The following is a 26,303-nucleotide window of genomic DNA, read 5'->3' on the forward strand; positions in this document are numbered from 1 at the left end:
TTAACCATGACTGATAAAAATAATAAAATCCCGTTCAATGAAGATAACTATACACATAATATAAACCGCAATAATGAAAGAAAATTGGACCGCCGTGGTTTTATGAAAACATTAGTCGGTGCTGCAGGTGTATTTGCAGTTTCCTCTCTTCCATGGGGAGTTCTGGCTGCGAAAGAGCTAAACGGACTGGGTGACAAGAAATATCCAAAACAGAAAATTATTGATGTTAAGTCATTACCTATTGGTGATGCAGTAGATTTTTATTTTCCAGGTGAGCATGATAGTGCGATATTAATCAGGCTATCCGATGAGAAATATGTTGCCTATCAAAATGCCTGTACTCATTTGCGCTGCCCTGTCTTTTGGAAGAAGGATGAGGGGGAAATGCTCTGCCCATGTCATCACGGGAAATTTGACGTTGAAACAGGTGCACCCACAGCAGGTCCGCCTAGACGGCCGCTTCCTGAGATTTATGTGAAAGTTGAAAACGGGACCGTTTTTGCTGTAGGGGTGAAGCGATATGAAGCGTAGTTACGTAAGTGTTGCTCTCCTTCTAGCCATATTGATGTTAAATATTATCGCTACACAATATATGGTTCATCAGTATTTTTATGAAAATTATACAAACACAATTGGTGCAGCAATCATCAATGTAATCCTTTTTCCAGCCGCATTCTTTATTTATAAAAAAGGTGTGAAAATCAATGACTAGTGAAACGTATCTAGATTTTTGTTTTGTACGAGAACAAACAGGTAATTTTGCTGCCGATATTGATGAAGTATTGAAAAACATGTTTGGGAAAAAGCGATTAAATTGGTTTCTTGAAGAAAAGACAATTGATGGAGCAGAAATGGTAATTGCTGAAGTAAAAGGCATGAGTGATTGGGGCTCTGAAGAGGAAACCATCCTATTCCTTGAGGAACATGCTGATTCAAAGTTCTGGGAGTACCTACAAGGTTACAAAATGTTCATCTATCCAGTGAAGAAGGGATGTAACAGCTGTGGAACCCATTAACATTGATGAATTGCAAAGATTCGTTGGGGAAACAATGGAAATATCTATAGAAGATACTGAGGGTGGAGACCAAGCCCCAAAGATTAAGAAAACCATTAAAAAAATCCAATTTTGTCCTGATCATACACATGTTCGTTTTTATTTTGATTCTATGTATTTTTTAGCAGTCCCGCTTATCAGTAACGTAAATCAATCAGAAGTTAGTTTTTTAGCTTCTGACCATGAAAGTGGATTAACCTATACATTTCAAAAAGTTTAGATAAAAGGTAACGGGGGTTAAGTATGGAGCAGTCGGTCTCAAAGCAACAAATTCGTTCTTATATTATTCAATCACAAGAGGAAGAAATTAAACGTATTTCTCTGGAGCTGCATGAAGGTGTTGGGCAAAATTTATACAGTATTCTTACTGGATTACAATTTGTTGAATCAGGATTAAGTCAGCCTCATTTGAAAAATTATTTACATGAAATGACCCAGTTGATTGAAAAGACGATACAAGAGATTAGATTGCTTTCAGTTGAACTTCATCCCCCTGCCTTAACGACACTTGGCTTACTGCCAGCCATTAAGAGTTATATTAAATTATATACCTCAACATTTGGAGTTCTTGTTGATTTTGAATCCATTGGGGAAGAGAAACCAATTCAAGAGCAAAAAAGTGTTGCGGTTTTTCGTGTTTGCCAGGAAGCCCTTACCAATATCGCTAAACATGCAGATACATCAAATGTGAAAATGGGTTTGATATGGAAGGAAGAGGAATTAAGAATCTCGATTATTGATTTCGGTGGTGGATTTGTAGCAGATGAACTAGAGAATAACGCTGTTACCTTAGGAATAGCAGCCATGAAGGAAAGAATGCTTCTAACTGGCGGACAGTGTGTGATTTCCTCTAAAATAGGAGAAGGTACGTCTGTTGAAATATCTCTTCCTTTATTGGAAGGGAAGGAGAGTTAACATTGATTAAAATCCTATTAGTTGATGACCATGCCGTGGTAAGAATGGGTCTTACCATGCTGTTAAATTCTAACCCCGAAATGCAAGTAATTGGTGAAGCCTCAGAAGGCAATGAAGGCATAAAGAAGGCCATGAAGCTTAAACCAGATGTAGTGGTGATGGATTTAAGTATGCCTCATGGTAAAGATGGATTATCTGCGACATCTGAATTGAAAAAGCTGATGCCGAATGTAAATATTTTAATACTAACCATGCATGATGATGAGGAATACCTTTTTAGAGCCATTCAAGCAGGTGCGTCAGGCTGTATATTAAAAAGTGCGCCACATGATGAGCTTATGTCTGCAATTGAGTCCGTCTCATTAGGGAATGCTTACTTACACCCTGCAGCTACAAAACGATTAATGGAAGAATATTTAGGCAGCATTAAGCATGACAGCCATGATACCTATCATCTTTTATCCGACCGTGAAAAAGAAGTTTTAACGCTTGTAGCTAAGGGCTATGCAAACAAAGAAATAGCGGAGCAGTTAGTCATAAGTGTAAAAACGGTTGAAACCCATAAGGGGAACTTAATGGAAAAACTGCAAATGAAGACAAGACCTGAACTAGTGGAATATGCGGTTAAAAAGGGGCTCTTAGGTTATGGAATATAAGGAGAAGGTATGCGAATGACAGAAATAAGAGAAAATCATGGTGTAATGGAGGTTTGTGATCGGTTACGGAAGGAAGTGGGCTGTGATTTTGTAGCCCTTGCCCTTCAAAATGAAGTAGGTCCTGATGTCAGGTGGCACTATGCTTCAGGAAACGTAAACGATAAATACAAAAGAATAACCGTCCGTTTTGGAAAAGGAATCGCTGGAAAAATCATTTCAAGCGGCAGTCCAATGATGATGAGCGACTTTCCGAAAGATATCTATGGAAAAGTAACCGACCATCCCATTATGCTTGCTGAGAAACTTATTTCCTGTTATGCGGTGCCTTTATTTTTTAATGGCTCCCCAAAGGGTGTATTACTTATTGGAAAGAGAGTTTCATATACTTTTTCTAAAAGTGAACAGGAAAAGGTGAAAGAGTCGGGCGAAGCACTAGAGCAGCTCTTAAGAAGTCATATCTTAGGGGGAGGGCCTTAAGTTATGGAGACAAATCGTAAGCAATCAATAAATGAGCTCACCACCCTAGAATTGGAATTGAAAAAGTCGATTCAAGAATTAATGGATATTAAATTTGCTCTTGATGAGTCTTCTATTGTAGCAATAACCGATTCTAGGGGAACTATTACATATGTAAATGAACAATTCATTCAAATTTCGAAGTATACAAAAGAAGAGCTTATTGGGCAGGACCATCGGATATTAAATTCCGGCTACCACTCTGCAGAGTTTTTTATGGAAATGTGGAGAACGATTGGTTCAGGGAAGGTCTGGAAAGGTGAAATTCGCAACTCTGCCAAAGATGGGACCCACTATTGGGTGGATACTACGATTGTTCCATTTATGAATGATAAGGGGAAACCTTATCAATACTTAGCGATTCGTTATGAAATAACTGAGCGTAAAAGAGTAGAACAAGAACTTCAAAAAATGATGACAACCATCATTGATGTTCAAGAAGAAGAACGCAAGCGCTTATCGCGAAATTTACATGATGGCATCGGTCAAAATTTATATAGTCATCTCATTACGATAAATCGTTTACTTTCAGAATTAGACCATCCACTTCTTGAGCAAATGCAAAAGGAAGCAACCCAGCTAATTGAAGAAATCCGCGATATATCTTGGGAATTACGTCCATCGGTTTTGGATGACCTTGGACTCGTTCCTGCGATTCGTTCCTTCCTTGCCCGCTTTTCTGAAAACTATCATATCGACGTTTTATTTGAATGTATGTTAAAACGACGTCTCGATATAAGTATTGAATTAACGATATATCGAATCATTCAAGAAGCACTAACCAATATTCGTAAGTACGCAGACGTATCTGAAGCGGCTGTTACCGTTAGAGATTTTGACCAGAGTGTAAGGGTATTGATAGAAGATAAGGGCAGAGGTTTCGAGCTAGGAACCCATACCCGTGGTGTTGGGCTTTTCAGTATGGACGAAAGAGCAAGGGCCGTCGGTGGAGAACTAACAATTAACTCATCCCCAGGTAAGGGAACAAGAATCATCCTAGAAATCCCAAAATACCCTGAACAATAAAAAATAGAACCCGGCATTATGCCCGGTTCAATTTTTTATATCTTAAATGAACTCTTTAACGAAACAATTCGGTTAAATACGAGCTTATCAACAGTCGTATGCTTCGGATCTACATTGAAATATCCATGTCTAAAGAATTGGAACTTGTCATGTGGTCTGCTTTCACGCATGTTTGGCTCAACAAATCCTTGTAAAACTACGAGTGACTCAGGATTTACATTATCAAGGAAGGTTTTTTCTTCCTCGTCCTCTTCCGTTTTATCGAGAATAAGTGGTTCGTATAAACGAAACTCCGCTGCAACAGAATTGGTTGCTTCCACCCAATGAATGGTTCCTTTTACCTTTCGTCCAGTAAAGCCAGTACCACTTTTGGTTAGCGGGTCATACGTGCAGCGAAGTTCAACGACTTCTCCGTTTACATCCTTGATGACTTCTTCACATTTAATAAAATATGCATGTTTAAGGCGTACTTCATTACCAGGGAAGAGACGGAAATATTTAGCCGGAGGATTTTCCATGAAATCGTCCTTTTCAATGTAAATCTCACGAGAAAATGGTATTTTCCTTATGCCCATTTCAGGAACCTCAGGATTAATCTCGGCATCAAGTAATTCAATTTGGCCTTCTGGATAGTTTGTGATGACAACTTTTAATGGATTTAGAATTCCCATTGTCCGAGGAGCTTTTAATTTTAAGTCTTCTCTAACAAAGTGTTCAAGCATTTGGGAATCTACGGCGCCAGAACCTTTCCCTACACCTGTCTCACGAACAAAATTACGAATCGATTCAGGTGTAAATCCTTTTCGTCTCATTCCAGAGATGGTTGGCATCCTTGGGTCGTCCCAGCCATCAACAAACCCTTCGTCCACAAGTTGCTTTAGTTTCCGCTTACTCATTACCGTGTTGGTTACGTTTAAGCGGCCGAATTCTATTTGCTGAGGCGTACTTTCCATTTCGCATTGTTCCACTATCCAGTTATAAAGTGGACGCTGGTCTTCAAACTCAACGGTACAAATGGAATGGGTTACGTCTTCAATCGCATCCTCTAAAGGATGAGCAAAAGCGTACATTGGATAGATACACCACTTATCACCGGTGTTATGGTGAGTGGCATGAGCAATTCGATAAATGACCGGATCGCGTAAATTGATATTAGGTGATGTCATATCAATTTTTGCACGAAGGACCTTTTGTCCATTATCAAATTCTCCGTTTCTCATCCTTTCAAATAAATCAAGATTCTCCTCGACTGAACGATTACGATAAGGGCTATCTTTACCAGGAGAGGTTAAGGTACCACGGTACTCACGAATTTCGTCAGCGGACAGGTCATCCACGTAGGCAAGTCCTTTTTTTATTAACAGTACAGCACGTTTGTACATTTCTTCAAAATAATCTGAAGCAAAGTATAAGTTATCCCATTCGAATCCGAGCCATTTTACGTCTTCTTTAATGGAATTAACATACTCGACATCTTCCTTTAACGGATTGGTGTCATCAAATCGCAGATTGGTTTTTCCGTTAAATTCATCCGCTAAACCAAAATTTATAATGATGGATTTAGCATGACCAATATGTAAATATCCATTGGGCTCTGGAGGGAAACGAGTGATAATTTTATCATGTTTGCCAGATTCCAAATCCTTAATCATAACATCTTTTATAAAATTAGAACTTAGATTGTCCACTCTATTCAACCTCTTTCTTTCATCTCTATTACTTATAAATAACATAAAATATGATATTTTTCCATTGTACCCAAAGATTCATTAGAAAAATAGTGGAATTGGAAAAAAGAGTGCAAAAAGGCTACAATATATGCTTATAGAAGGAGTGGAAGGGGATTTTTTATGATTAATTTAGGTACAGTCGGAACAGGGTGGATTACAGAATCCTTTATTGAGGCAGCAAAGTTGAGCGGGAAGCTAAATATAACATCAGTCTACTCCCGAACAGAGGATAAAGCAAAAGACCTTGCCGGTAAATATAACGCAGCACACTATTTTTCAGATTTAGAGGAAATGGCAAAAAGTCCTAAGATTGATGCTGTCTATATTGCTTCACCGAATTCAGTTCACTTTGAGCAGGCACTTACTTTTTTAAAAAATAAAAAGCATGTTATTTGTGAAAAGCCGATATTCTCAAATACAGCTGAATTAGAAGAAGCTTATCGATGTGCCGAAGAGAATGGAGTTTATTTGTTTGAAGCGATTCGCAATATCCACACTCCGAACTTTCGTATTCTAAAAGAAAAGCTTCATATGGCAGGTCCACTAAGAAGTGCTATTCTTCCATATATGAAGTACTCTTCACGCTACGATGTGTTTCTACAAGGTGAGGAGCCAAATATCTTCTCAAGTACTTATTCTGGTGGCGCTTTAGTGGATTTAGGGGTGTATCCGCTCTTCCTAGCTGTCGGCCTATTTGGTGAGCCGAAGCAGGTCACCTATTATCCAGTTATACTAAGGAGCGGAGTCGATGGGAGCGGTACGCTTATATTAGAATATCAAGACTTTGTCTGTACCATTCTATGTTCAAAGATTTCTGATTCGGAACTTCCATGTGAAATTCAAGGAGAAAAGGGAACCTTTGTCCTCGAAGATGCCGCACCCATTTCTGAAATAAAATTCATTGACAGTCATACAAAAGAGAGCGAAATCTTAAGTAGGGCTCAAGAGGAAAAAAATATGGTCTATGAATGCATAAAATTCGCTGAAATCATTGAAAAAAACAACGACCAAGAATATGAGCAGCTAAAGGAATGGAGTAAAAAGGTATTACGAGTAACAGAAGAAGCACGGAAACAGAGCAATATTGTGTTTGGAGTAGAACGCTAGGGGGCTTTGGAGATATCTGTAAAACCAACCCTATACATAGTACAAACTAATTATGTCTTTTTTAAGAATATGGTTGTGAACTCTTTATGAAAACGGTATTTTGGATGACTTTTATCACATACCCAATTTTACTTCGTTCCTTATATTTAAGGTGAAGAAGATTGGAGGAATCGTAATGAAGTCAATGAACTGGTACAAGAAACAGTTGAAAAGAAAGCCGGTTCAAATAACAAGGTACGTCGTTCAAGCTGTATTCCTGTTATTTTTACTATATGTCGGTGTCCGCTTTTATCAATTTTATATGCATTTTGAAACCCTTGGAGAAACACCCTTTGTAGAAAGGCCATCAGCGGTTGAAGGGTTCCTGCCAATTAGTGCCTTAATGGCATTAAAGGTATGGCTGGCAACTGGGGATTTTGATGTCATTCATCCAGCAGGACTCGTTTTATTAAGCTTTTTTGTCGGTGGAGCTATTCTTTTCAAGAGATCCTTTTGCAGCTGGATTTGTCCGATTGGAACAGTTGGGGAATGGATAAGCAGATTGGGGAAAAAACTTTTCAAAAGAAATTTCGAGGTACCCACTTGGCTCGTTTGGCTGCTAACCCCAATAAAGTATTTATTCCTACTTTTCTTCTTAGGTATGGTCATCGTAATGCCGACCTATGGTGCGATTTCCTTTCTAAACGAACCCTATAACAAAATATCTGATGTAAAAATGCTGTCATTTTTCTTAGATATTAGCACTTTCGGGATTGGTTTTCTCAGCGTAATGTTTATAATATCTTTATTTTATAAAAATTTCTGGTGCAGATTCCTCTGTCCGTATGGAGCGTTCATCGGACTTGGTTCGATTTTTAGGATTTCTAAGATTAGCAGAAATGAAGAAACTTGTACGAACTGTGAGATGTGTACAAAGGTTTGCCAATCTAGAGTAAAAGTGCACAAGGTTGAAACCGTAAATAACTTAAATTGTACCGCTTGTATGGCCTGTGTAGAGGCATGCCCTGTAAAGAATACCTTGAACATGACAGTTGCAAATAAAAAGGTAAGTAAATGGTTTATACCTGTTACCTTCTTTGTAGCCTTTTTCTTAATTATTGGCTTTGCAAAGATTACCGGGCATTGGGAATCAATCATCAGTTATGAAGAATGGAAGATATTAATTCCTGAAGCAAAATATATAGATTAGGATAGTATTAGGAAGAATCAATTTTGAAGAATCATTGTCAAAATTGATTCTTTTTGTTTGTGATTGAAGATAAGCTACATTCCGCCCATTTTTTCATATACATAATAAAAAATAAAATGGGGTAGTACGGATGTCTAGAAGAAATACGGAACAGGAAAATTGGATTATCTACCTCCTTTCCTTATCGAGAATGATTTATCTTTTTCCAGCAACAGTAAAAGGGATAGGCGGCAGTAAATGGGGTTATATCAACGAGAAGGGTGATTTTGTTCTTCCGCCAAAATATGAGATAGCTCATGATTTTCAGGAAAATGGTTTAGCTATTGTTCAAGTAAATCATCTAACTGGAATCATCAACAGTGATGGTTATTTAATTGTGAAACCAAAATATGATACAATCAGCCCTTTTTCAGAAGGGCGGGCAGTTGCTATCAATGATGAAGGCTATACAGTTTTGGATGAAAGTGGAAAGGAAATCACCACACAGGCATATTTCTATATTGGAGATTATCACGAGGGCAGAGCAGTAGCTGCCAATAATAACGAGCATGATAACTATTTACTTGGTTATTTAAATAGAAGGGGCAAGGAAGTCATTCCGTTGTCCTATGAAGCTGCTAGTGACTTTCAAGACGGTAAAGCGTTAGTAAAGTCCAAAGAGGGCGGATATTCGTTGATTGATCTCACAGGAAAGGTATTGAAATCCTACCCCTACCCTTTTGTGAATTTTAATGGAGAAGGGTTACTTGGATTTAAGGAAAAGGAAGAGGGTAACTGGGGTTATATGGACGAATCGGGGAAGGTGGTCATTGAGCCAAAGTTTAAAGACGTCCAGCAGTTTATCGATGGAAAAGCGATTGTAACGGTAGAAAACAATAATCAGAGTTATTATGGATTAATCGACAGACAAGGAAATTTTATCATCAAACCACACTATAATAGCCTATTAAATCTTTCGGAAGACCGATTTGCGTTAGGGAAGGCGATGGATCCTGAAAAGCCATATCTGTTTCCTAAGTATGCAATCGCTGACGCTAGCGGTCAAATTTATACTGGTTTTATTTATAACGGTGTATCTAAATTTAAGAATGGAATCGCCTCCGCTTATAATGATGAATTCACGTTCTTTATCGATAAACGTGGTCAAAGGATAGAACATCTTCCTAAGGTTACTGGCAGTGGTTCATTAGCATTTGAGAAATCTTTAATTAAGGGAGAAGTTGATTTCCGAACCTTTTATCTGGATAAAATAGGAAGATTGGTTTGGAAGCAAAATACCATTATTCCATTAAACAACGATTATTCTGTAATCGAAAACAAATATAAACCAAATAAGGATTATATCGTTTATTATCCACAGTTAAAGGGTGTTGAAAATCAGGAGAGCGTTAATCAGATTTTGAAGGACCTATCTGGCGTGAAGCCAACGCTTGCGCATACGCAATTGGAATCAAGCTATGCAGGTGATTTTAATGTTCCTTATTATAAGGAACATCTCGTTGTAATCGAGATAAATGGTTATGATTATCCCTTTGGTGCGGCTCATGGAATGCCAGTAAAGAAGCATGCACATATAGACTTAAAAACAGGGAAATTTTATCAACTAAAAGACTTGTTTAAGGCGGAAGCAGATTACGTAGAGGTCATTAGTCAAATTATTGGAGAACAAATTAAAAATGAAGATCAATATTCCTATGTCTTCCCAGATGCTTATAAAGGGATACAAGCAGACCAGCCATTTTTTATTAGTGAAAGTGCTTTGAATGTTTATTTTAGGCCCTATGATATTGCCCCATATGCTGCTGGTTTTCCAACTTTTACGATTCCGTTTAATGAGATATACAGCATCATTAATCATGAAGGAGACTTTTGGCTATCGTTTCATTAATTGACAACATCCTTGCAGCGATATATTTTTAACATAGACGAAATAAATGCTGTGGAGGGGAGTGGGAGGCATGAAAACGATTGATATTTCCAGAAGGCTTGAAAATGGAATGCCGGTGTGGCCGGGAGATACACCCTTTCAATATGAAGTATCGGTGTCCAAAGCGGAGAGTGGATCTGTGAATGTAGGAAGCCTTTCAATGAGTACACATACAGGTACACATGTGGATGCGCCTTTTCATTTTGATGATAATGGAAAAAGAATCATTGAATTGGACCTCGAGCTTTATATCGGTCCTGTAAGGGTAATCGATATGATAGGGAAAAGTAGCATAGGAGCTAAAGATTTAGAGAATGTAGATGTAGACGGCTTTGAGAGAGTAATATTTAGAACCCTCGCTTGGGAGAATTCTGTTGAGTTTCCTGAAATGATCCCTTTTATAGAAAATGACCTTGCTCCATACTTAGCGGAGAAGGGAATTAAGCTCATCGGGGTAGATGTTCCGTCTGTCGATCCGATTGACAGTAAAGACCTGTACGCACACCATAGCTTAAATGAAAACGGAATCCATATCCTTGAATCAGTACTATTAGATCAAGTAGAACCAGGTGATTATGAGCTAATTGCCCTGCCGCTCCCATTGGTCGAAGGAGACGGAAGTCCAGTAAGAGCCGTGTTACGAACATTATAAAAAAGAAGCAGCGGAATCCATTTCCGCTGCTTCTTTCATGAAAGGCTTAACATAAATCCTATATAGCCAGATACGATAAATAATAGACTCATTACTAAGGACAAAGCCTTTGGCGCTTTTTTGATAAAAGTAACAATCACTAACGCTAGAAAAAGGATAGCAATTAGAAAAAGGGCTATCGAAACAATCCCAGGGGAAAAGTGGATAGGAAAATTTATATTACCTGGATGGAAAAAGGAAAAAAGCTTGGAAGCACCTTCAGCTCTAATCATCGAATCAAGTTCATGAGGTGGTGAAGCCTGTCCAAGCGCACCTGTAATAGAAAAAACAATTAAGATAATTACACTCTCAAGCTTTGCCCATGGAAGGGGATTAAAAGATGAATCTTTTTGCAGCCTTTTCCGAATCAAAAAGCTATTAATAAAAGCGAAAGCGAGTAATGGCAAAATTGCAATATGCTTAATTAATAATGTCTGCCCATAAGTAATAGCTGTTACACTTACATAATCGGACAATTCCATGTGAAAAGTCATTAAAGATATACCTGTTAGGGTCGTAATAACTAAACATAAAATAGCAACAGGAGAAAACCACTTCAAGAATTTCAGCCAATGATCATGGTTCCGTGAAAACCAGCTCACCACCATCAGGATTCCAACCCAAGTTGTGATCGCAAGAAAGTGGGCGGTATGTATGAAGAAACCGGCCATTTTGGATAAGGATGCAGCATGGCTGGACCAGCCAAGGGAAGCGATTAAGATGAGTGTAAAGGCTAGACCTGTCAAAGAGAATAAAGGTTTTTGTTCAAGTTTAATGGGAAGTAGATAGATGAACAGGATCAACGAAATAAAACCCGTACTGATCCAGGTCTTGCCTACCTCGAAATTTGTTAACACAGATTTAAGGGTATAGCCTAAACCTAGGTCCTCATATAAATATAGAACAATTTTTAATACCGGTAAAAATGAAAATAAAATAATTCCTAATGCGGAAGCCAAAAGCACACCTTTTGGTATCCAAATTTCTGGTCGGGCATTTTTGGGAATGAGATTCAAAATAAAGCTTCCGAGTAACAATGAAAAACAACTATAAAGTAATGCCTCACTTACAATTCCTGCAATAAACATCTAGATTTGTTTCCTCCTAAAAATCAACCAATAGCTTCCGAAGCCCAAAACAATAATTAAGCCCATTATAGCTGGGAACACATAATTTATCATAGAGGGATTTTCTGAGGTCGTGTTATTTATCTCCGTAGCTTCTTCTTTCATTACCGCTTCAGTATCTGGGGCAGTAGTATGGGAATGCGCAAAGATAGGTGAACCAAATAAAAAGAACAACAAACAGGAGACCAGAGTAATTTTATTTAACATCATTTTCAACTCCGATATATTGTTTTCTTGCTGCTCTTCATTCTACCACCAATCAGAAGAGGTTATATCAAATTAAAGATAATGTTCACAATACGTTCAAATATTAATATGACCTAATCCTACTATGGTTATATACTAAAACATAGTTTAACTTGACATATATCAATTTTCAAAATACAAAATGGTGTTACACTCGGAGATATCATTACTTAATGAGGAGATGAAAAAAGGATGAGCAGTTTCCAAATAGAAAATCAAAGAGCCGTCATAGATATTCGCGAAAGAGTCTTAAAGGGCGAACATCCACGACGGGAAATCATAAATTTTGTAAAGTCAGCACCTGTGGGTACTATATTTGAAATTCATTTACCACATCGTGGAGAGCCACTGGTTGCGACTTTTCAATCATTAGGAATGAATGCGATTGTAAATGAAATCGAACCAGCACACTTTCGTCTTATGGCAATAAAGTTGAATGAAATTTAACCAAATTCAGAGATCCTTTTTAGTTGGTCTAGCTCTAGAATCTGTATCTGCCTTTGCCCTTCCAAGCGAATAATATTTTTGGACATAAAAGTCAAAAGCTTTCTGCTTACAGATTCTGGGGTTGTTCCGATAAAACTTGCTAAATCCTTCTTTGTAATTGGCAGCGTAAAAGCCTCATTCTTGAAGTTCATTTTTTCATGGAAGAGTAGAAGAGCCTTTGCTAGTCTTTGTTCAACTTCCATTAAACTTAGATTCCCCATGGATTCATCTGCTTCATAAAGACGATCGTTCATAGCGACTAAAAAGCGGAACGCCATATCTGAATTACCCTCCATCGTTTTTAAAAAGTCCTTCTTTTCGATTGAACAAATCATCGTTTGCTGGACGGTTTCAGCATTAATATAATGTTTTTCATCTCTTAAAAGAGAATATAAGCCAAAAAAATCTCCAGGAAACAGAAGTCGAACAATTTGCTCTTTTCCGTCTGCAGATGTTTTCGTTAATTTTATCAGCCCTTCACTCACGACAAATAACGTACTAGAGCGTTCGCCTTCTCTAAAAACATATTCTCCTTTATGTGCCATTCGGCTGTGCGTTACCTTCCGCAATTGCTGAATATCCTCCTCATTCAGTCCTTTAAAAACAGGAACAGTGATGAGGCATGATGATTCATGTGAGCAATGTTCGCAACACATAGTCAACCACTCCCTTAGAGTATTCGTTACTATAAAGTTTATCTTTCTTTATTTATATTTGTAGTGATTTATATCAACTCTTGATGTTAGTCAATGTTTCCTTTCCAACTTTCTTATAAGATTAAGAAAAACAAGAGGTGAATAAGAATGAATGCAGCTTGTTTAATCGTATATGCAAGTATGACTGGTAATACTGAGGACATAGCACACACAATAGCCGAAGGAATTCAACTGTCAGGCAGTGAAGTTGAGATAAAGGATATAATAGAAGCAGATGTGAATGAACTTCAAAACTACAGTGGTATCCTGCTGGGTGCATACACTTGGGGTGACGGTGAACTCCCTGATGAGTTTATCGATTTTTATGAAGAAATGGATGGCTTAAACTTACAAGATAAAATAGCTGCGGCCTTTGGGTCCTGTGATTTTTCATATGAGCATGTAGGGGGCGCTGTTGATATTCTAACAGATAAACTAGAGAATCTAGGTGCAAAGGTCGTTAACAGTGGATTGAAAATTGAGCAAACCCCTACTAATGAGGACAAAGAAATTTGTATTAATTTTGGCAAATCCTTTGGAGCTGCCATTAAAGAAAAGGAGAGATTCAAATGAGTATCATTCAGTTGTCATTAAATGATGTTGCCTGCTCTGGGTGTATAGGGAAAATCAAGAGGAAAATAAAAAGGTATAACGGAATAGAGAAAGTTAGGATTTTGGCAGGAAGCGGGAAAATTGAAATAAACTATAATGATGCGATTATTGAATTGGAGGAAATAAACTCCACGATTCATAAACTGGCGATAAGAACATTTGATTAATAGATTGATTCTCTCTGTTAAATAATAAACAAAAACAGGGGGGGATTTTTTTGGAGCAAAATCAAGACAGCAAGTTTGAAGGAGCATTTCTACCGATGACCTCCATTGGCAGCGGAATGGGTATGGCCGTTTTGTCAGATGTATTTTGTTATACGAACAAAATCGTCAATTTAGCCTTAGTGGGAAATGAGAATGAATTTGTCCTTGTCGATGCAGGTATGCCAAAGAGTGCCGATGAAATTATCGAAATGATTGTAGAACACTTCGGTGAACAGGCGCGACCAAGTGCCATCATTCTGACTCATGGTCATTTTGATCATGTTGGTTCACTGGTTGAACTTCTAGAAAAGTGGCGAGTTCCTGTTTATGCACATGAATGGGAAATTCCTTATTTAACAGGAAAAAAGGATTATCCACCAGGGGACCCAAGTGTGGATGCAGGAATGGTGGCAAAAATGTCCCCGATGTTTCCGAATCATGGGATTAATATTGGGGAACAAGTAAAGGCTTTTCCACAGGATGGTTCCATCCCTCATATGCAGGGATGGAAATGGATTCATACCCCAGGGCATACTCCTGGTCATGTTTCATTCTTTCGGGAAGAAGATCGAGCTTTAATCGCTGGGGATGCCTTTGTCACTGTGAAACAAGAATCACTTTATAAAGTACTAACGCAAACCCAGGAAATAAGCGGGCCGCCTCGATATTACACAACGGACTGGGAGGCCGCCTATGAGTCCGTGAAAAAGCTGGAAGCATTGAAGCCGGAAGCTGCTGTAACCGGGCATGGCCTTCCAATGAGCGGGGAAGAGTTAAGAGAGAATTTAAGCTATTTAGCAGTTAATTTCAGAGAAATTGCTATGCCGAAGAATAGCCGATATACAAACTAACTGATTATCGAAAAGTACATGACATCGGGCATGTACTTTTTCAATTTTAAGATATTAGAATTGGAGTGACCGAAGAGTAAGCTGAAAAAGGATTTGAGTAACTCCAGCCCATCTGGAGTGACCGAAGAGTAAGTTGAAAAAGGATTTGAATCACTCCAGCCCTTATGATACCCGGGGGAATGGGTTTTTTATGGACACAATTTCCTAAATAGGTTAGTATCAGAGGCGTGTATGGATATAATATGTAGAAATGAGATAAATAAAGGAGTCATATATGATAAATAACTTAAGCCCTTTTTTACAAGAAAACTGGGAAAAGTCCGGATTTCAACAACCTACTTCCATTCAGGAAACAGCAATCCCTCTAGTTCTTGAAGGTAAAGATTTGATTGCAGAATCTCCAACTGGTACGGGCAAAACACTTGCTTATTTACTGCCGTTATTAAATAAAATCGAATCTACTTCACAATCCCTGCAGGCTGTTGTATTGGCATCTTCACAGGAACTGGTCATGCAGGTTTATCAAGAATTTCAAAAGTGGTCAGAAGGCAGTGGAGTAAGAGGCACCTCCATAATAGGCGGGGCAAACGTAAAACGTCAGCTTGAAAAATTGAAAAAACGTCCCCATGTGATATTTGCTACGCCTGGGCGTTTATTTGAATTAATCAAACAGAAAAAAGTGAAAATGCACGAGGTGAAGCTTGTCGTTTTGGATGAAGGCGATCAACTGCTGATTCCGGAGCATATTAACACGGTCCAAAATATTGTTAAATCAACAATGGGTGACCGCCAAGTTGTATTATTCTCAGCAACAATGAAAGCTGGGACTGAGAAATTGGCAAAGGAAATTACCAAGGAACCTGAAATCCTTCGAATTGAAAAGGATGAACTGGCTTCTTCTGGAGACGTTGAGCATATCTATTTTCTAGCTGAACCGAGAGATAAGATTAAGCTCCTTGAAAAGATTGTTCGTTTAGAAAACATCAAAGCACTTGCATTTATTAATGATATTGGCGAAATTCAAGTTTACAAAGAAAAGTTCAATTTTAAAGAATTGTCCACTGGAATTTTACATAGTGACATGAAGAAATTGGAACGACAAGCAGAGCTTAAAGCTTTTCGTGATGGTAAAACAAAAATGCTAATCGCAACAGATGTGGCAGCGAGAGGACTGGACATTCAAGGTGTTACACATGTTGTTCATGTGGACTTTCCGAGGGACATTGCCCAATATGTGCATAGAGCTGGCAGAACAGGAAGAATGGGTGCAGATGGTACCGTTATTTCCTTAGTGACAGAGCGTGAAGAACGAGAATTAAAACGGTATTGCCAAGAACTAAATGTCACGCCTAGTAAGAGAATATTCTACAAAGGGCAAATTGCTGAACCAGAACAAAAAGCAAGGCGTTAACCTCCAGACAGTAGGGATACCTGCTGTCTTCTTAAATTTGCAGGATTTTCATAAATTTTATAGAATTTCTATCACAGGGGGGATGACCATGGAAAATCCTAAGTTAAAGAAATATCTAAATGAATGGATAGAGGAAGCAACAATTACTCAAATGCAGGAAAAAATGACGAACGGAGAGCTTACATCTAAAGAACTTGTGATGCTGTATCTACATAGAATTTCTGTTTATGATAAAAAGATTCACTCAATCATTGAGGTGAACCCAGATGCGCTGCATATCGCAGCAGCTCTTGATACAGAACGCAAGGAAAGCGGACCACGCAGTGCGCTGCACGGGATTCCCATTCTAATAAAAGATAATATTGATAGTGCGGATAAAATGCATACAAGCGCAGGTTCTTTAGCTTTAAAGGATTCCATTGCCTTAAAGGATTCTTATGTTGCAGAACAGTTACGGAAAGCAGGAGCAGTTATTCTTGGGAAAACAAATATGACTGAGTGGGCAAACTTTATGGCAATTGGTATGAAAAGCGGTTATAGTTCACGAGGCGGTCAAGTATTAAATCCCTATGGTCCTGATAAATTTATTGTTGGTGGTTCTAGTTCAGGTTCAGGTGCAGCAGTTGCGGCAAATTTAGCTGCAGCGGCAATTGGAACGGAAACGTCGGGATCAATTTTGAATCCAGCCTGTCAAAACTCATTAGTAGGAATCAAACCGACAGTGGGACTGATCAGCAGAAAAGGAATCATACCGATTGCCCATACCCAGGATACAGCTGGACCAATGGCTCGAACTGTCATGGACGCGGCAATTTTATTGAATGCTTTAACAGGTAAAGATGAGGATGATGCAATAACTAGAACAAATCCACTCATGGAGAAGGATTTTACAGAGCATCTACGTAAAAACGGACTTAAAGGTAAAAGAATCGGCATAGCCTCAGAAGGATTCATCGAACAGGTAAGTGAAGAAAAGCAAAAGATCTATCATGATGCTGTCGCCATTTTGGAGGCAGCAGGCGCAGAAGTAATTGAACAAATAGAAATTCCGTCTGCGAAAGTAAAATGGTCTTATGATGTTTTAACGTATGAATTTAAACCAGACTTAAATGCCTATTTAAGGAATCTTCATCCGTCTGTACCAATTAGAACGTTAAAAGACTTAATTCAGTTTAATAAGGATAATGAAGAGCAAATGCTTAAGTTTGGACAAGCAGTATTAGTGGAGTCAGAGGCTACTAGTGGTTTATTAACTGAGTCAGAATATGTATCGGCCTTGGAATTTGATCAGTACCATTCTACGGAGCGGGGAATTGATTATGCATTAGAGACGTACCAATTGGATGCGATTCTTTTCCCTAGTGAGGAAGGTTCACATATTAGCGGCAAAGCTGGTTATCCATCTGTTGCTGTTCCTGCTGGGTATACTCCACAAGGTGAACCTGTAGGAATAACCTTTGCTGGGACCGCTTATAGCGAACCACAGCTGATTGAAGCCGCCTATGCTTTTGAACAGTTAACAAAGTTCCGAAAAGCACCATTTCTAGGATAGAATAACTTCATTTCTTTTCACTCATACTATTTATGAATTTCTCTAAAAGGAGATGATAGTGTGGGAAGAACGAAACTCGGAAATGCCAATGCTCAGCGAAATAACAATCGTAAAAAGGGAATGAAAAACAGCGCTGAACTTGTTGAGTTTTCAACAGGTGAAGAATTAAAACAGAATCGTCCACATGGTAAATAAAGGAACACGCCTCCTGCTTTAGGAGGCGTGTTTTTTCTATTATCTATCCCCAACATATTTAAGCGGCTTCTTAGCTGGACCTTCAATCACGTCCCCCTCATAGGAGAAGCGAGATCCGTGACATGGGCAGTCCCATGATTTTTCTGCATGATTCCATTCACATTCACAGCCGATATGTGTACAAGTTGTATCTACAATATATAGCTTACCGTTTTCATCCTTGTAAGCCCCTGCACGCTGTCCATTATGCATGACGACAGAGCCTTCACCATTTTGTAAATCCCCAGGATCCTTCGGCACAAATTCAAGCTTTCCTTTTAGTAAATGCTTTGCTACGTCAGCATTTGTGGTTACGATTGATTTAATATCTGGGTCAGCATCGAAACGGGATGGTGAATACAAGTCCTTATATGGATTTTCACGATTCAATATATAATCCGTAAGAACATGGGCAGCAAGAACCCCCGTAGTCATACCCCATTTTTTATAGCCGGTTGCGACTAAAATATGTTCCTTTGCAGAAGTAATTGGACCGATATATGGAACATTGTCTAAAGTGACCAAATCCTGTGCGGACCACCGATAATGGTACTCAGGAAGATCAAATACCTCTTTCGCAAAGGACTCCAGTGCGAGATAATGCCTGAGTGTATCTATTCCTTGTCCAGTTTTGTGGTTCTCACCGCCAAGAATAAGAAGATTACCTTCCGCTAAAGGTGTATTGCGAATTGAGCGAGCAGGGCTGTCAGCGCTAATATACATACCTCCAGGATATTCCTTATTCGTTTTAATTCCAATCGCATAAGATCTATCAGCGTACATCCGTGCAAAATAAAGACCAGGTTTATCGTAAAAAGGGAAGTGGGATGAGATAATCACATGCCTGCAGGTAATACGGTTTCCATCCTTGGTAACCACCTTTGGCTGTGAGGTCTCTTCATCCTCAATTGTATCTGCTACTGTATTCTCATAAAAAGAACAACCTGCCTTCACAGCTTCATCCAGGAGCCCTTTTAAAAATTTCAATGGGTGATATTGAGCCTGTTTTCGCATTAGCAAAGCTGATTTTATTTGAATATCAAACGGAATGTTACCTACTAAGTCCCCATCAATTCCAAGTCTTTGGTAAGCAGACCACTCTGTTTCAAGCTTCTGGGCATATTCGTCTGAGGTAGCGTAGACATAGGCGTCTTGTTGACTAAAGTCACAATCTATTCCCTGTTCTTTCACCGTAGTTTCAACAAACTTAATGGCATTGGAGGCTGATTCGAAATATTGCTTTGCCTTTTCCTCACCAAAATGTCCTATTAATTCATCGTATATCAATCCATGCTGAGCAGTCAGCTTTGCAGTTGTATGTCCGGTAGTCCCGTTCAATACGCCTCCTGCCTCAATAACTGCTACCTTTACACCTTCTTTTGCAAGTAAATAGGCAGCTGTAATGCCTGTAATTCCGGCGCCGACAATGACAACATCTACCGTTTTATCCTCATTTAACTTTTCAAAAGTTGGTAATTGTATTTCACGCCAGTAGGTACGTGGAAATTGGTGGGTATTTTCAGTTGAACTCATTGGTTGACCTCCAGTAAGATATTCATAGCTTTAATTTTTCCAAAATTAGCGAAATCATGTAATGGTTCCCTCTATAAAAAAATATTATTTAGAAATAGAATTATATTGACGAATGATACAGGTATTGATATTTTCAATATAATAACTATTTTGAGAATTAAGAAGAGGTGCTGATATGGGGAAGAAGTTTGAGACAGAAATTTTACATGGTGGAAAGAAAAGTAATAGTAAAATAGCTAGTAAAGTTACACCGATTTATCAGACCTCTGCTTTTGCCTTTAAGGATCTTGATGAATTAGAAGGATATTATCATGGGAATGGTCAATATCTTTATTCACGGGTAGGAAATCCGAACACAGATGAACTAGGAGAAAGTGTTGCAAGACTTGAGGGTGCTCCTGCTGGAGTAGCTGCCTCATCAGGATTGTCAGCTATTTTAGCCGGTGTGTTAGCGGTAGTAAAAAACGGAGACCATATCATTGCAGCAGATGATTTATATGGCGGCAGTTACCATATGCTGAAAGAAGAATTAAATCATTTTGGGATTGAAACAAGCTTTGTTTCCTTTACGAATTTAGATGAAGTAGAAAAGGAAATAAAAGAAAATACGAAACTGCTTTACACGGAATCCATCACAAATCCTTTATTAAGGGTGGAGGATATCAAAGGTGTTGTGGAACTAGCTCATAAGCACCAACTAAATACACTCGTTGATAATACCTTTGCGACTCCTTACCATTGTCAGCCATATTTAATGGGAATCGATTTGGTCGTGCATAGTGCAACCAAATATATTGGCGGGCACAGCGATGTTACTATTGGAGTTCTTACTGGCAGAGAGGATTTAGTTGCAAGTGCACGTACAAAAATTGTAAACCTTGGTACTAATGTAAGTCCGTTTGAAGCATGGCTGACATGCCGTGGTCTAAAAACACTGGCATTGAGAATGAAAGCACAGTCGAGCAACGCTAAGAAATTAGCTGAAAGCTTGTCACATAATCGTTTTGTTGAAAAAGTCTATTACCCCTTTGACCAAGATCAAGATGGCTTTGGCGCAATGGTAACCATTGAGCTTTCAAAAAGTGTCGATATCAATCAATTTTTCGGCTCGTTAGCCTGGATCAAAATTGCTCCAACACTTGCTGGAGTCGAAACAACTGTTTCCCATCCATTAACAACTTCTCACCGCTCACTTCCAAAAGAAGCCTGTGAAGCATTGGGGATTACGAAAGAAGTTGTACGGATTTCAGTTGGAATCGAGCATGCAGATGATATTATTGCACAATTTGAACAAGCAATAGAGAAATCTCTATAATCATACAAAAGAACCCTGGGCTTCCAAGGTTCTTTTCGTTTTAATTATTTTATTAGTCTGCATCCTTTTTAACCGGATCAATTCGGGTGGAGTCCTCGGAGTTAAGACTTCCTCTTAAAAAATAAACCATTGTACCTCCAACAATACCAAGACAAATGATAAACCCAATGGCAGTGATCCACCATCCAGCCATTCAAATCCCCCCTTTTCTAATGTTTATGCGAAGAGGGGAATTTTTTTCGTTATTTCTTCTTTTCTAATTCAGCATAATAATCAACCTTTTTAATATTTACGCCTACAAACGTTTCAAGGATGGATTGACCGCCTGCAATTGAGAAAATCAAAATAAAGACAAATGTAACTCGTGGAAAAAGTAAATAGCCGCCGCCAAGAAGGATCGCACTCCAAACCCCAGCACACCAATAACACTTCAATAAATACCCAAACATGCCTTTCGGTACTTCCTTTGTCTCCATTCCATGATTGGTTTCAACCTTAACCTTCTTCATAAAGGGCTTGCGAATAAATTCGGTAATTTTATCAAAAACAATTAAATGGGTTAATCGATAACTCGCTAAAATTAACATGACATAAGTAATCCACGAAATGTCTCTCACATAGTTTCCTCCGAACTTTACCTAAAAATTTATTTTGACACTCTGTATATTTTGAACCTGAAATTTGAAATATATATCGGAGGAGGCGTAAAAATGAAAAAATCATTTTGGATTAGTTTACTGTTTATGTTATCACTGTTTTTTGTTCCAAAGGTGTCATTTGCCCAGCAAATTCACACAGTTCAGTCTGGAGATACACTCTGGAAAATCGCTGTGCGTTACCAGGTTGGGATTACTGAAATCATTTCAGCAAATCCGCAATTCAAAAATCCAAACCTTATTTATCCGGGAGATAAAGTTACGATTCCCAGCTTTGATGCAACGAAAAGCATTGAAAGCCAAGTAATCCAATTAACAAATCAAGAACGAGCAAAACATGGTCTAAAACCTTTGACACAGGATTGGGAACTATCAAGGGTTGCACGTTATAAATCAGTGGACATGAGGGACAAAAACTATTTTAGCCATACCAGCCCGACATATGGCAGTCCTTTTACCATGATGAAGAACTTCGGGATTTCTTACCGTGCAGCAGCAGAAAATATTGCAGCTGGACAAACAACGGCTCAAGAAGTGGTTAACTCCTGGATGAACAGCTCAGGTCATCGAGCAAATATACTAAGTGGAACCTATACGTATATTGGTGTTGGATACGCAAAAGGCGGATCGAATAGACATTATTGGACACAAATGTTTATCGCAAAATAAATACAGAAGGGTCAGTTCCAGCACAAGGGACTGACCCTTTCTACGTCTTAGGACCGATATGAAAATAAAGCGCAGGTTCGTTATGAGAAATTTGGATAAGAGGTAAGATGATATCAAGATAAAGAAAGGAGGAAAAAACAAAATGAAAAAGTTTGGTTTACTACTTGCTGGTGGTGTTGCAGCCATCATTCTACTTTCATCCATAGGTCCAATGATAGGATTCCTAGTTGGTCTTGCGGTTCTCTACTTCATTTTTAAACAGTTCTTAAAGGCTGAATCGACCGGAGGCAAGATTGTTCTAGGGATTATCGGATTCTTTGTCCTAATGGCCTCTATTCATAACGCTCCTGCTATCATTGGAGTTCTTGCTGCCTATGTACTTTATCTGGTTTATAAAAACTGGAATAGCAGCAAAAAGACTATTGTAAAAGAGGATTCTGATCCGTTTGTAAATTTTGAGAAACAATGGAATGAATTAAATAAAAACTAATCTAAGGAGAGATTGATAATGACAAACCTATTAACTAGAATAAAAGATACGATTATGGCTGATTTACATGCTGCTGTTGACCAGAAGGAAAAGAAAAATCCCATTGCTCTGCTTAACCAATATCTTCGCCAGTGCGAGCAAGAGACAGAGAAGGTAAGAAAGCTTCTGGAACGTCAATATGCCCTGAAAGATGAATTCACTAAAGAACATACCCAGGCTGTGGAGCTTGCAGAAAAAAGAAAGTATCAGGCAGAGGTTGCATCTAAGGCTGGAGAAATGGAGCTTTATGAGTTTGCTTTAGCGGAACATCAACAGTATTCAAGCCGTGTGGAGCGACTAGGAGCTTCACTTGAGCAAGTAAAAGGTCAGCTGGGGGAATTAGAAAGAAAATATGAAGAAATGAAGCATAAGCTAAAAGACATGCAAATCAGACGCTTGGAATTAATGGGCCGTGAAAATGTAACACGTGCCAATCATCGAATGAATGAAGTATTAGACTCAAATCATATAACAAATAGTGCAAACAAGCGTTTTGAAGAAATTGATCAGTACTTAGATCGTCTAGAACACCAGGTAAAAAGTTCTTATTACCGCGATACGATTGACGTAAAAATCGCTCAATTAGAAAAAGAAATGAAATTAGAAGAAAGCAAGTCCATTTAATAACCAAAACATGGTATTCTAAAAAGGTGCACACTTAGCTGCACCTTTTGGCCTTAATTCAAACAGAAAAAATATCAGGGGAGGGTTGGCCAGATGTTTAAAAACGCAAAGAATGATTATACAGGATGGCTGGTGGTAATTGGGGTTGTCGTTCTACTGCTAGAAATTCTATTTTTTAACAGTGGTCTTATATTCTCCCTATTTTTTTCTGGTGGACTTATCTATCTAAGTAGAAGAAAAGCAGGGAAGAAGAGCGGGAAAGTTTTTTTCTTTGCAGGAATTATTTTTCTCTTAATCAGTGTGTTTAGTATGATGACCTTCAGGTTTTTATTGCTGGCTATTCTCTTACATTTTATTATCCAATTTTCTAAATCCAAAAAGAATCCAAATAAGATTACACTAAACATTAAGGAATCAGAGCAGGTCGGGCAGGAAGAAACGCTAATTAAGACCAAGCCGCTCTTTGAAAATATATTTTTCGGGCAGCAAAAAACGCCTAGTGGTGTTTATGAATGGAACGACATTAACATCCAATCAGGAATTGGAGATACCATCATAGATCTAAGCTATACGGTTTTACCAAAAGGTGAAACCATCATCTTTGTTCGGAATATCATTGGAAATATCCAAATTCAAGTACCTTATGAAATTGAAGTAAGTGTTCATCACTCCTGTGTTGTAGGATCAACAACGGTTTTAGAAAATCATCAGTCACAGGTTTTTAATCAAGCTTTCCAGCTAAAGACAGCAGGGTATGATCAGGCAGAGCAAAAGGTAAAAATCTTCACATCCTTGTTAGTGGGAAATTTAGAGGTGAGCCGGATATGAGCACTATCCAAAGGCAGGTTATTTGGAATATCGGCTTTTCCGTCCTCATCGCTCTTGTTGTGGCTGCTGCCTTTATCATTGTTTTTCCAATAGCAGATTGGTCAGAATTATGGAATCGACATTTCATGGATATCCCATTTGTTATTTTCATTCCGGCTTTCAGTATTGCCATTGGGATAATATTGGGCATTATTTCAGGTATGTTCTGGAGAAGACAGTTTCAGTCTGTTGAACACTCCTTACACCAATTGGAGCAGGGGAAACAGATTGGATTCGTTGAAAAACAAGCCATATCGGAAATGGAAGGTATTGCGGAACAAATTGATAAGATAGGCAGGCAAATTTCTGAGCAGGCCAAGCTCTCACAACGTTTGGCTACAGAAAAGGTAGAAGACCAGGAAGCGAGAATCCAAGAAATTATTGAACAGGAACGAAACCGTCTTGCACGTGAATTACATGATTCAGTCAGTCAGCAGTTATTTGCTGCCTCTATGATGATGTCTGCCATTAATACAACAAAACAAAGTACCAATGAGGAGGATAGGGAAGCAAAGCAGTTGAAGATGGTTGAAGAGATGATTCATCAATCACAACTTGAAATGCGTGCCCTGCTTCTTCATTTGCGTCCTGTTGCGTTAAAAAATAAAACGCTGCAGGAAGGAATTGAAGAGTTATTAATCGAATTATCACAGAAAGTAACAATGGAAATTAAGTGGAAGGTGGAAGCATTTCCGCTTGATAAGGGAATCGAAGATCATCTTTTCCGTATCCTCCAAGAGTCTGTATCCAATACGCTTCGACATTCAAAAGCGAGCAAACTTGAAGTTTTATTGATAAAGCGGGATGACCTTGTCATATTAAGGATTGTTGATGACGGTATTGGTTTTGAAGTCGAAACAAAAAAGGCGGGTTCCTACGGCATGCAGAATATGCACGAGCGGGCGCTTGAAGTTGGCGGCACGTTAAAGGTGATTAGTGTAAAAAGTAAAGGTACAAGGCTGGAAGTAAAGGTACCTGTTATGATAAATGGAGATGGTGTAAATGATTAGGGTAGTATTTGTCGATGATCATGAGATGGTGAGAATTGGAGTTTCCGCTTATTTATCAGCACAGCCTGACATTGAAGTAGTTGGTGAGGCAGCTGATGGAAAAAAGGGTGTGGAGCTGGCACTAGAGCTTAGGCCTGATATTATTTTAATGGATTTAGTGATGAAGGAAATGGACGGAATTGAAGCAACAAGGCAAATTATTGAAGCATGGCCAGATGCAAAAGTAATCATTGTCACCAGCTTTTTAGACGATGAGAAAGTTTATCCTGCCTTAGAAGCAGGTGCTACTAGCTATATGCTCAAAACATCCAAAGCAGATGAAATCGCTAATGCTGTCCGCGCTACATATCATGGCCAGTCCGTTCTTGAACCAGAAGTAACAGGGAAAATGATGGTGAAAATGCGCCAGAAACATCAACAGCTACCACATGAAGAACTTACCAGCCGTGAAATGGAAATCCTCATGTTAATGGCACAGGGAAAAACAAATCAAGACATTGCAGATGAACTATTTATCGCCTTAAAAACAGTGAAAACCCATGTCAGCAACATACTAAGCAAACTAAACGTCCAAGACCGAACACAAGCAGTCATCTACGCCTTTAAACACTCATTAATAAAATAATAATAAAAAAGGGCTTAAAGGGTCCTTTTTTTATTTTGGCTGTGTACAGGAAAATTATTGAATGTTGATTGGAGCGGAAGGTGCGAGACTCCTCGAAAATGCTATCGCATTTTCTTCGTGCGTGGGAGGATTCATGGAAGTAAAATCAATGTCCTGCAGGAGTACGGAGCAGGGGAGACCCCGCAGGCGCTTTAGCGCCGAGGAGGCTTCCCGCAACGCCTGCGGAAAGCGAAGCACCTGGAG

The 26,303-nt window shown here is 38.7% G+C and carries 33 protein-coding genes; 26 read left to right on the forward strand and 7 right to left on the reverse strand.

Annotated features, from left to right (window positions below; genetic code table 11):
* The first annotated feature begins 6 nt into the window (after window positions 1–6).
* From M3189_RS24285 to M3189_RS24320, 8 genes are read left to right on the forward strand one after another with little or no spacing between them, the layout of a single operon-like run.
* The gene (locus M3189_RS24285; protein WP_251638981.1) at window positions 7–531 is read left to right on the forward strand and encodes a ubiquinol-cytochrome c reductase iron-sulfur subunit; all 525 of its coding nucleotides are present in this window, start codon (window positions 7–9) and stop codon (window positions 529–531) included.
* Window positions 521–712 carry a hypothetical protein gene (locus tag M3189_RS24290; protein WP_251638983.1) on the forward strand — a complete coding sequence of 64 codons (192 nt, stop codon included), beginning with the start codon at window positions 521–523 and terminating at the stop codon, window positions 710–712. The genes M3189_RS24285 and M3189_RS24290 overlap by 11 nt, the downstream gene beginning before the upstream one ends.
* Complete coding sequence (locus M3189_RS24295; protein WP_251638985.1) at window positions 705–1,016, forward strand: hypothetical protein; 312 nt, start codon at window positions 705–707, stop codon at window positions 1,014–1,016. The genes M3189_RS24290 and M3189_RS24295 overlap by 8 nt, the downstream gene beginning before the upstream one ends.
* Window positions 1,003–1,275 carry a hypothetical protein gene (locus tag M3189_RS24300; RefSeq protein ID WP_251638987.1) on the forward strand — a complete coding sequence of 91 codons (273 nt, stop codon included), beginning with the start codon at window positions 1,003–1,005 and terminating at the stop codon, window positions 1,273–1,275. The genes M3189_RS24295 and M3189_RS24300 overlap by 14 nt, the downstream gene beginning before the upstream one ends.
* Window positions 1,276–1,298: 23 nt before the next feature.
* The gene (locus M3189_RS24305) at window positions 1,299–1,970 is read left to right on the forward strand and encodes a sensor histidine kinase (RefSeq protein ID WP_251638988.1); all 672 of its coding nucleotides are present in this window, start codon (window positions 1,299–1,301) and stop codon (window positions 1,968–1,970) included.
* Window positions 1,971–1,972: 2 nt separating this feature from the next.
* Window positions 1,973–2,626, forward strand: coding sequence for a response regulator (locus M3189_RS24310; RefSeq protein WP_285889806.1), 654 nt, complete (start codon window positions 1,973–1,975; stop codon window positions 2,624–2,626).
* A 15-nt stretch (window positions 2,627–2,641) separates the two neighbouring features.
* Window positions 2,642–3,103, forward strand: coding sequence for a GAF domain-containing protein (locus M3189_RS24315; RefSeq protein WP_251638989.1), 462 nt, complete (start codon window positions 2,642–2,644; stop codon window positions 3,101–3,103).
* Window positions 3,104–3,106: 3 nt separating this feature from the next.
* Window positions 3,107–4,168, forward strand: a complete 1,062-nt coding sequence (locus tag M3189_RS24320) for a sensor histidine kinase (protein ID WP_251638995.1) — start codon at window positions 3,107–3,109, stop codon at window positions 4,166–4,168.
* 35 nt (window positions 4,169–4,203) lie between these two features.
* On the opposite strand, the gene M3189_RS24325 is transcribed toward M3189_RS24320, so the two are convergent.
* Entirely contained in the window at window positions 4,204–5,901 is a 1,698-nt protein-coding gene (locus M3189_RS24325; protein WP_285889807.1) for a glutamine--tRNA ligase/YqeY domain fusion protein, read from the reverse strand.
* Window positions 5,902–6,021: 120 nt separating this feature from the next.
* Here M3189_RS24325 and M3189_RS24330 point away from each other — a divergent pair, with 120 nt between their 5' ends.
* From M3189_RS24330 to kynB, 4 genes are all read left to right on the forward strand, one after another.
* On the forward strand, window positions 6,022–7,005 hold the full coding sequence (locus M3189_RS24330; protein WP_251639081.1) for a Gfo/Idh/MocA family protein: 984 nt from the start codon (window positions 6,022–6,024) through the stop codon (window positions 7,003–7,005).
* A gap of 175 nt (window positions 7,006–7,180) precedes the next feature.
* Window positions 7,181–8,194, forward strand: a complete 1,014-nt coding sequence (locus M3189_RS24335; RefSeq protein ID WP_251638999.1) for a 4Fe-4S binding protein — start codon at window positions 7,181–7,183, stop codon at window positions 8,192–8,194.
* A 130-nt stretch (window positions 8,195–8,324) separates the two neighbouring features.
* Window positions 8,325–10,082, forward strand: coding sequence for a WG repeat-containing protein (locus M3189_RS24340; protein WP_251639001.1), 1,758 nt, complete (start codon window positions 8,325–8,327; stop codon window positions 10,080–10,082).
* Between the two features lie 70 nt (window positions 10,083–10,152).
* Window positions 10,153–10,773: an arylformamidase gene (gene kynB / locus M3189_RS24345; RefSeq protein WP_251639012.1), complete on the forward strand. Its 621-nt coding sequence runs from the start codon at window positions 10,153–10,155 to the stop codon at window positions 10,771–10,773.
* 35 nt (window positions 10,774–10,808) lie between these two features.
* On the opposite strand, the gene M3189_RS24350 is transcribed toward kynB, so the two are convergent.
* Together M3189_RS24350 and M3189_RS24355 are read right to left on the reverse strand one after the other, a co-directional pair.
* Window positions 10,809–11,900: a copper resistance D family protein gene (locus M3189_RS24350; protein ID WP_251639014.1), complete on the reverse strand. Its 1,092-nt coding sequence runs from the start codon at window positions 11,898–11,900 to the stop codon at window positions 10,809–10,811.
* Entirely contained in the window at window positions 11,901–12,146 is a 246-nt protein-coding gene (locus M3189_RS24355) for a hypothetical protein (RefSeq protein WP_251639017.1), read from the reverse strand. It lies immediately after the preceding gene.
* A gap of 231 nt (window positions 12,147–12,377) precedes the next feature.
* Here M3189_RS24355 and M3189_RS24360 point away from each other — a divergent pair, with 231 nt between their 5' ends.
* A complete protein-coding gene (locus tag M3189_RS24360; RefSeq protein WP_179157692.1) occupies window positions 12,378–12,632 on the forward strand; it encodes an amino acid decarboxylase in 255 nt (84 codons plus the stop codon).
* On the opposite strand, the gene M3189_RS24365 is transcribed toward M3189_RS24360, so the two are convergent.
* Window positions 12,629–13,240, reverse strand: a complete 612-nt coding sequence (locus tag M3189_RS24365) for a Crp/Fnr family transcriptional regulator (protein WP_251639018.1) — start codon at window positions 13,238–13,240, stop codon at window positions 12,629–12,631. The two genes, M3189_RS24360 and M3189_RS24365, sit on opposite strands and share 4 nt — an antisense overlap.
* Before the next feature lie 234 nt (window positions 13,241–13,474).
* Here M3189_RS24365 and M3189_RS24370 point away from each other — a divergent pair, with 234 nt between their 5' ends.
* The 6 genes from M3189_RS24370 (at window position 13,475) to M3189_RS27045 (ending at window position 18,193) form a co-directional block, all read left to right on the forward strand.
* Window positions 13,475–13,939, forward strand: coding sequence for a flavodoxin (locus tag M3189_RS24370; RefSeq protein WP_251639019.1), 465 nt, complete (start codon window positions 13,475–13,477; stop codon window positions 13,937–13,939).
* Window positions 13,936–14,145: a heavy-metal-associated domain-containing protein gene (locus tag M3189_RS24375; protein WP_251639020.1), complete on the forward strand. Its 210-nt coding sequence runs from the start codon at window positions 13,936–13,938 to the stop codon at window positions 14,143–14,145. The genes M3189_RS24370 and M3189_RS24375 overlap by 4 nt, the downstream gene beginning before the upstream one ends.
* 95 nt (window positions 14,146–14,240) lie before the next feature.
* On the forward strand, window positions 14,241–15,035 hold the full coding sequence (locus M3189_RS24380) for an MBL fold metallo-hydrolase (protein ID WP_251639083.1): 795 nt from the start codon (window positions 14,241–14,243) through the stop codon (window positions 15,033–15,035).
* A gap of 274 nt (window positions 15,036–15,309) precedes the next feature.
* Complete coding sequence (locus M3189_RS24385) at window positions 15,310–16,446, forward strand: DEAD/DEAH box helicase (RefSeq protein ID WP_251639021.1); 1,137 nt, start codon at window positions 15,310–15,312, stop codon at window positions 16,444–16,446.
* Window positions 16,447–16,534: 88 nt separating this feature from the next.
* Entirely contained in the window at window positions 16,535–17,998 is a 1,464-nt protein-coding gene (locus tag M3189_RS24390; RefSeq protein WP_251639022.1) for an amidase family protein, read from the forward strand.
* Window positions 17,999–18,058: 60 nt separating this feature from the next.
* Window positions 18,059–18,193: a hypothetical protein gene (locus M3189_RS27045; protein WP_353057489.1), complete on the forward strand. Its 135-nt coding sequence runs from the start codon at window positions 18,059–18,061 to the stop codon at window positions 18,191–18,193.
* Between the two features lie 39 nt (window positions 18,194–18,232).
* Here M3189_RS27045 and M3189_RS24395 read toward each other — a convergent pair whose 3' ends face one another.
* Window positions 18,233–19,765, reverse strand: a complete 1,533-nt coding sequence (locus M3189_RS24395) for an FAD-dependent oxidoreductase (RefSeq protein WP_251639023.1) — start codon at window positions 19,763–19,765, stop codon at window positions 18,233–18,235.
* A 175-nt stretch (window positions 19,766–19,940) separates the two neighbouring features.
* Here M3189_RS24395 and M3189_RS24400 point away from each other — a divergent pair, with 175 nt between their 5' ends.
* On the forward strand, window positions 19,941–21,080 hold the full coding sequence (locus tag M3189_RS24400) for a trans-sulfuration enzyme family protein (protein ID WP_251639025.1): 1,140 nt from the start codon (window positions 19,941–19,943) through the stop codon (window positions 21,078–21,080).
* A gap of 52 nt (window positions 21,081–21,132) precedes the next feature.
* Here the strand turns inward: M3189_RS24400 and M3189_RS24405 are convergent, their stop codons facing one another.
* Window positions 21,133–21,273 (reverse strand): hypothetical protein, encoded by a 141-nt coding sequence (locus M3189_RS24405; protein WP_251639027.1) that lies wholly within the window; start codon window positions 21,271–21,273, stop codon window positions 21,133–21,135.
* A gap of 49 nt (window positions 21,274–21,322) precedes the next feature.
* Window positions 21,323–21,697 (reverse strand): DUF1360 domain-containing protein, encoded by a 375-nt coding sequence (locus M3189_RS24410; RefSeq protein WP_251639029.1) that lies wholly within the window; start codon window positions 21,695–21,697, stop codon window positions 21,323–21,325.
* A 93-nt stretch (window positions 21,698–21,790) separates the two neighbouring features.
* Between M3189_RS24410 and safA the strand changes: the two genes are divergently transcribed.
* From safA to M3189_RS24440, 6 genes are all read left to right on the forward strand, one after another.
* Window positions 21,791–22,405 carry a SafA/ExsA family spore coat assembly protein gene (gene safA, locus M3189_RS24415; RefSeq protein ID WP_251639031.1) on the forward strand — a complete coding sequence of 205 codons (615 nt, stop codon included), beginning with the start codon at window positions 21,791–21,793 and terminating at the stop codon, window positions 22,403–22,405.
* Between the two features lie 142 nt (window positions 22,406–22,547).
* On the forward strand, window positions 22,548–22,895 hold the full coding sequence (locus M3189_RS24420; protein ID WP_251639033.1) for a flagellar basal body rod protein: 348 nt from the start codon (window positions 22,548–22,550) through the stop codon (window positions 22,893–22,895).
* A gap of 18 nt (window positions 22,896–22,913) precedes the next feature.
* Window positions 22,914–23,558 carry a PspA/IM30 family protein gene (locus M3189_RS24425; RefSeq protein WP_251639035.1) on the forward strand — a complete coding sequence of 215 codons (645 nt, stop codon included), beginning with the start codon at window positions 22,914–22,916 and terminating at the stop codon, window positions 23,556–23,558.
* A gap of 93 nt (window positions 23,559–23,651) precedes the next feature.
* Window positions 23,652–24,386 (forward strand): cell wall-active antibiotics response protein LiaF, encoded by a 735-nt coding sequence (liaF, locus tag M3189_RS24430; RefSeq protein WP_251639037.1) that lies wholly within the window; start codon window positions 23,652–23,654, stop codon window positions 24,384–24,386.
* On the forward strand, window positions 24,383–25,435 hold the full coding sequence (locus M3189_RS24435; protein WP_251639039.1) for a sensor histidine kinase: 1,053 nt from the start codon (window positions 24,383–24,385) through the stop codon (window positions 25,433–25,435). The genes liaF and M3189_RS24435 overlap by 4 nt, the downstream gene beginning before the upstream one ends.
* Complete coding sequence (locus M3189_RS24440; RefSeq protein WP_251639041.1) at window positions 25,428–26,060, forward strand: response regulator; 633 nt, start codon at window positions 25,428–25,430, stop codon at window positions 26,058–26,060. Before M3189_RS24435 ends, M3189_RS24440 begins: the two co-directional genes overlap by 8 nt.
* Window positions 26,061–26,303: the final 243 nt, after the last annotated feature.

Origin of the sequence: Neobacillus niacini (assembly GCF_023715415.1) — a bacterium.
Lineage (GTDB): Bacteria > Bacillota > Bacilli > Bacillales > Cytobacillaceae > Neobacillus > Neobacillus niacini_C.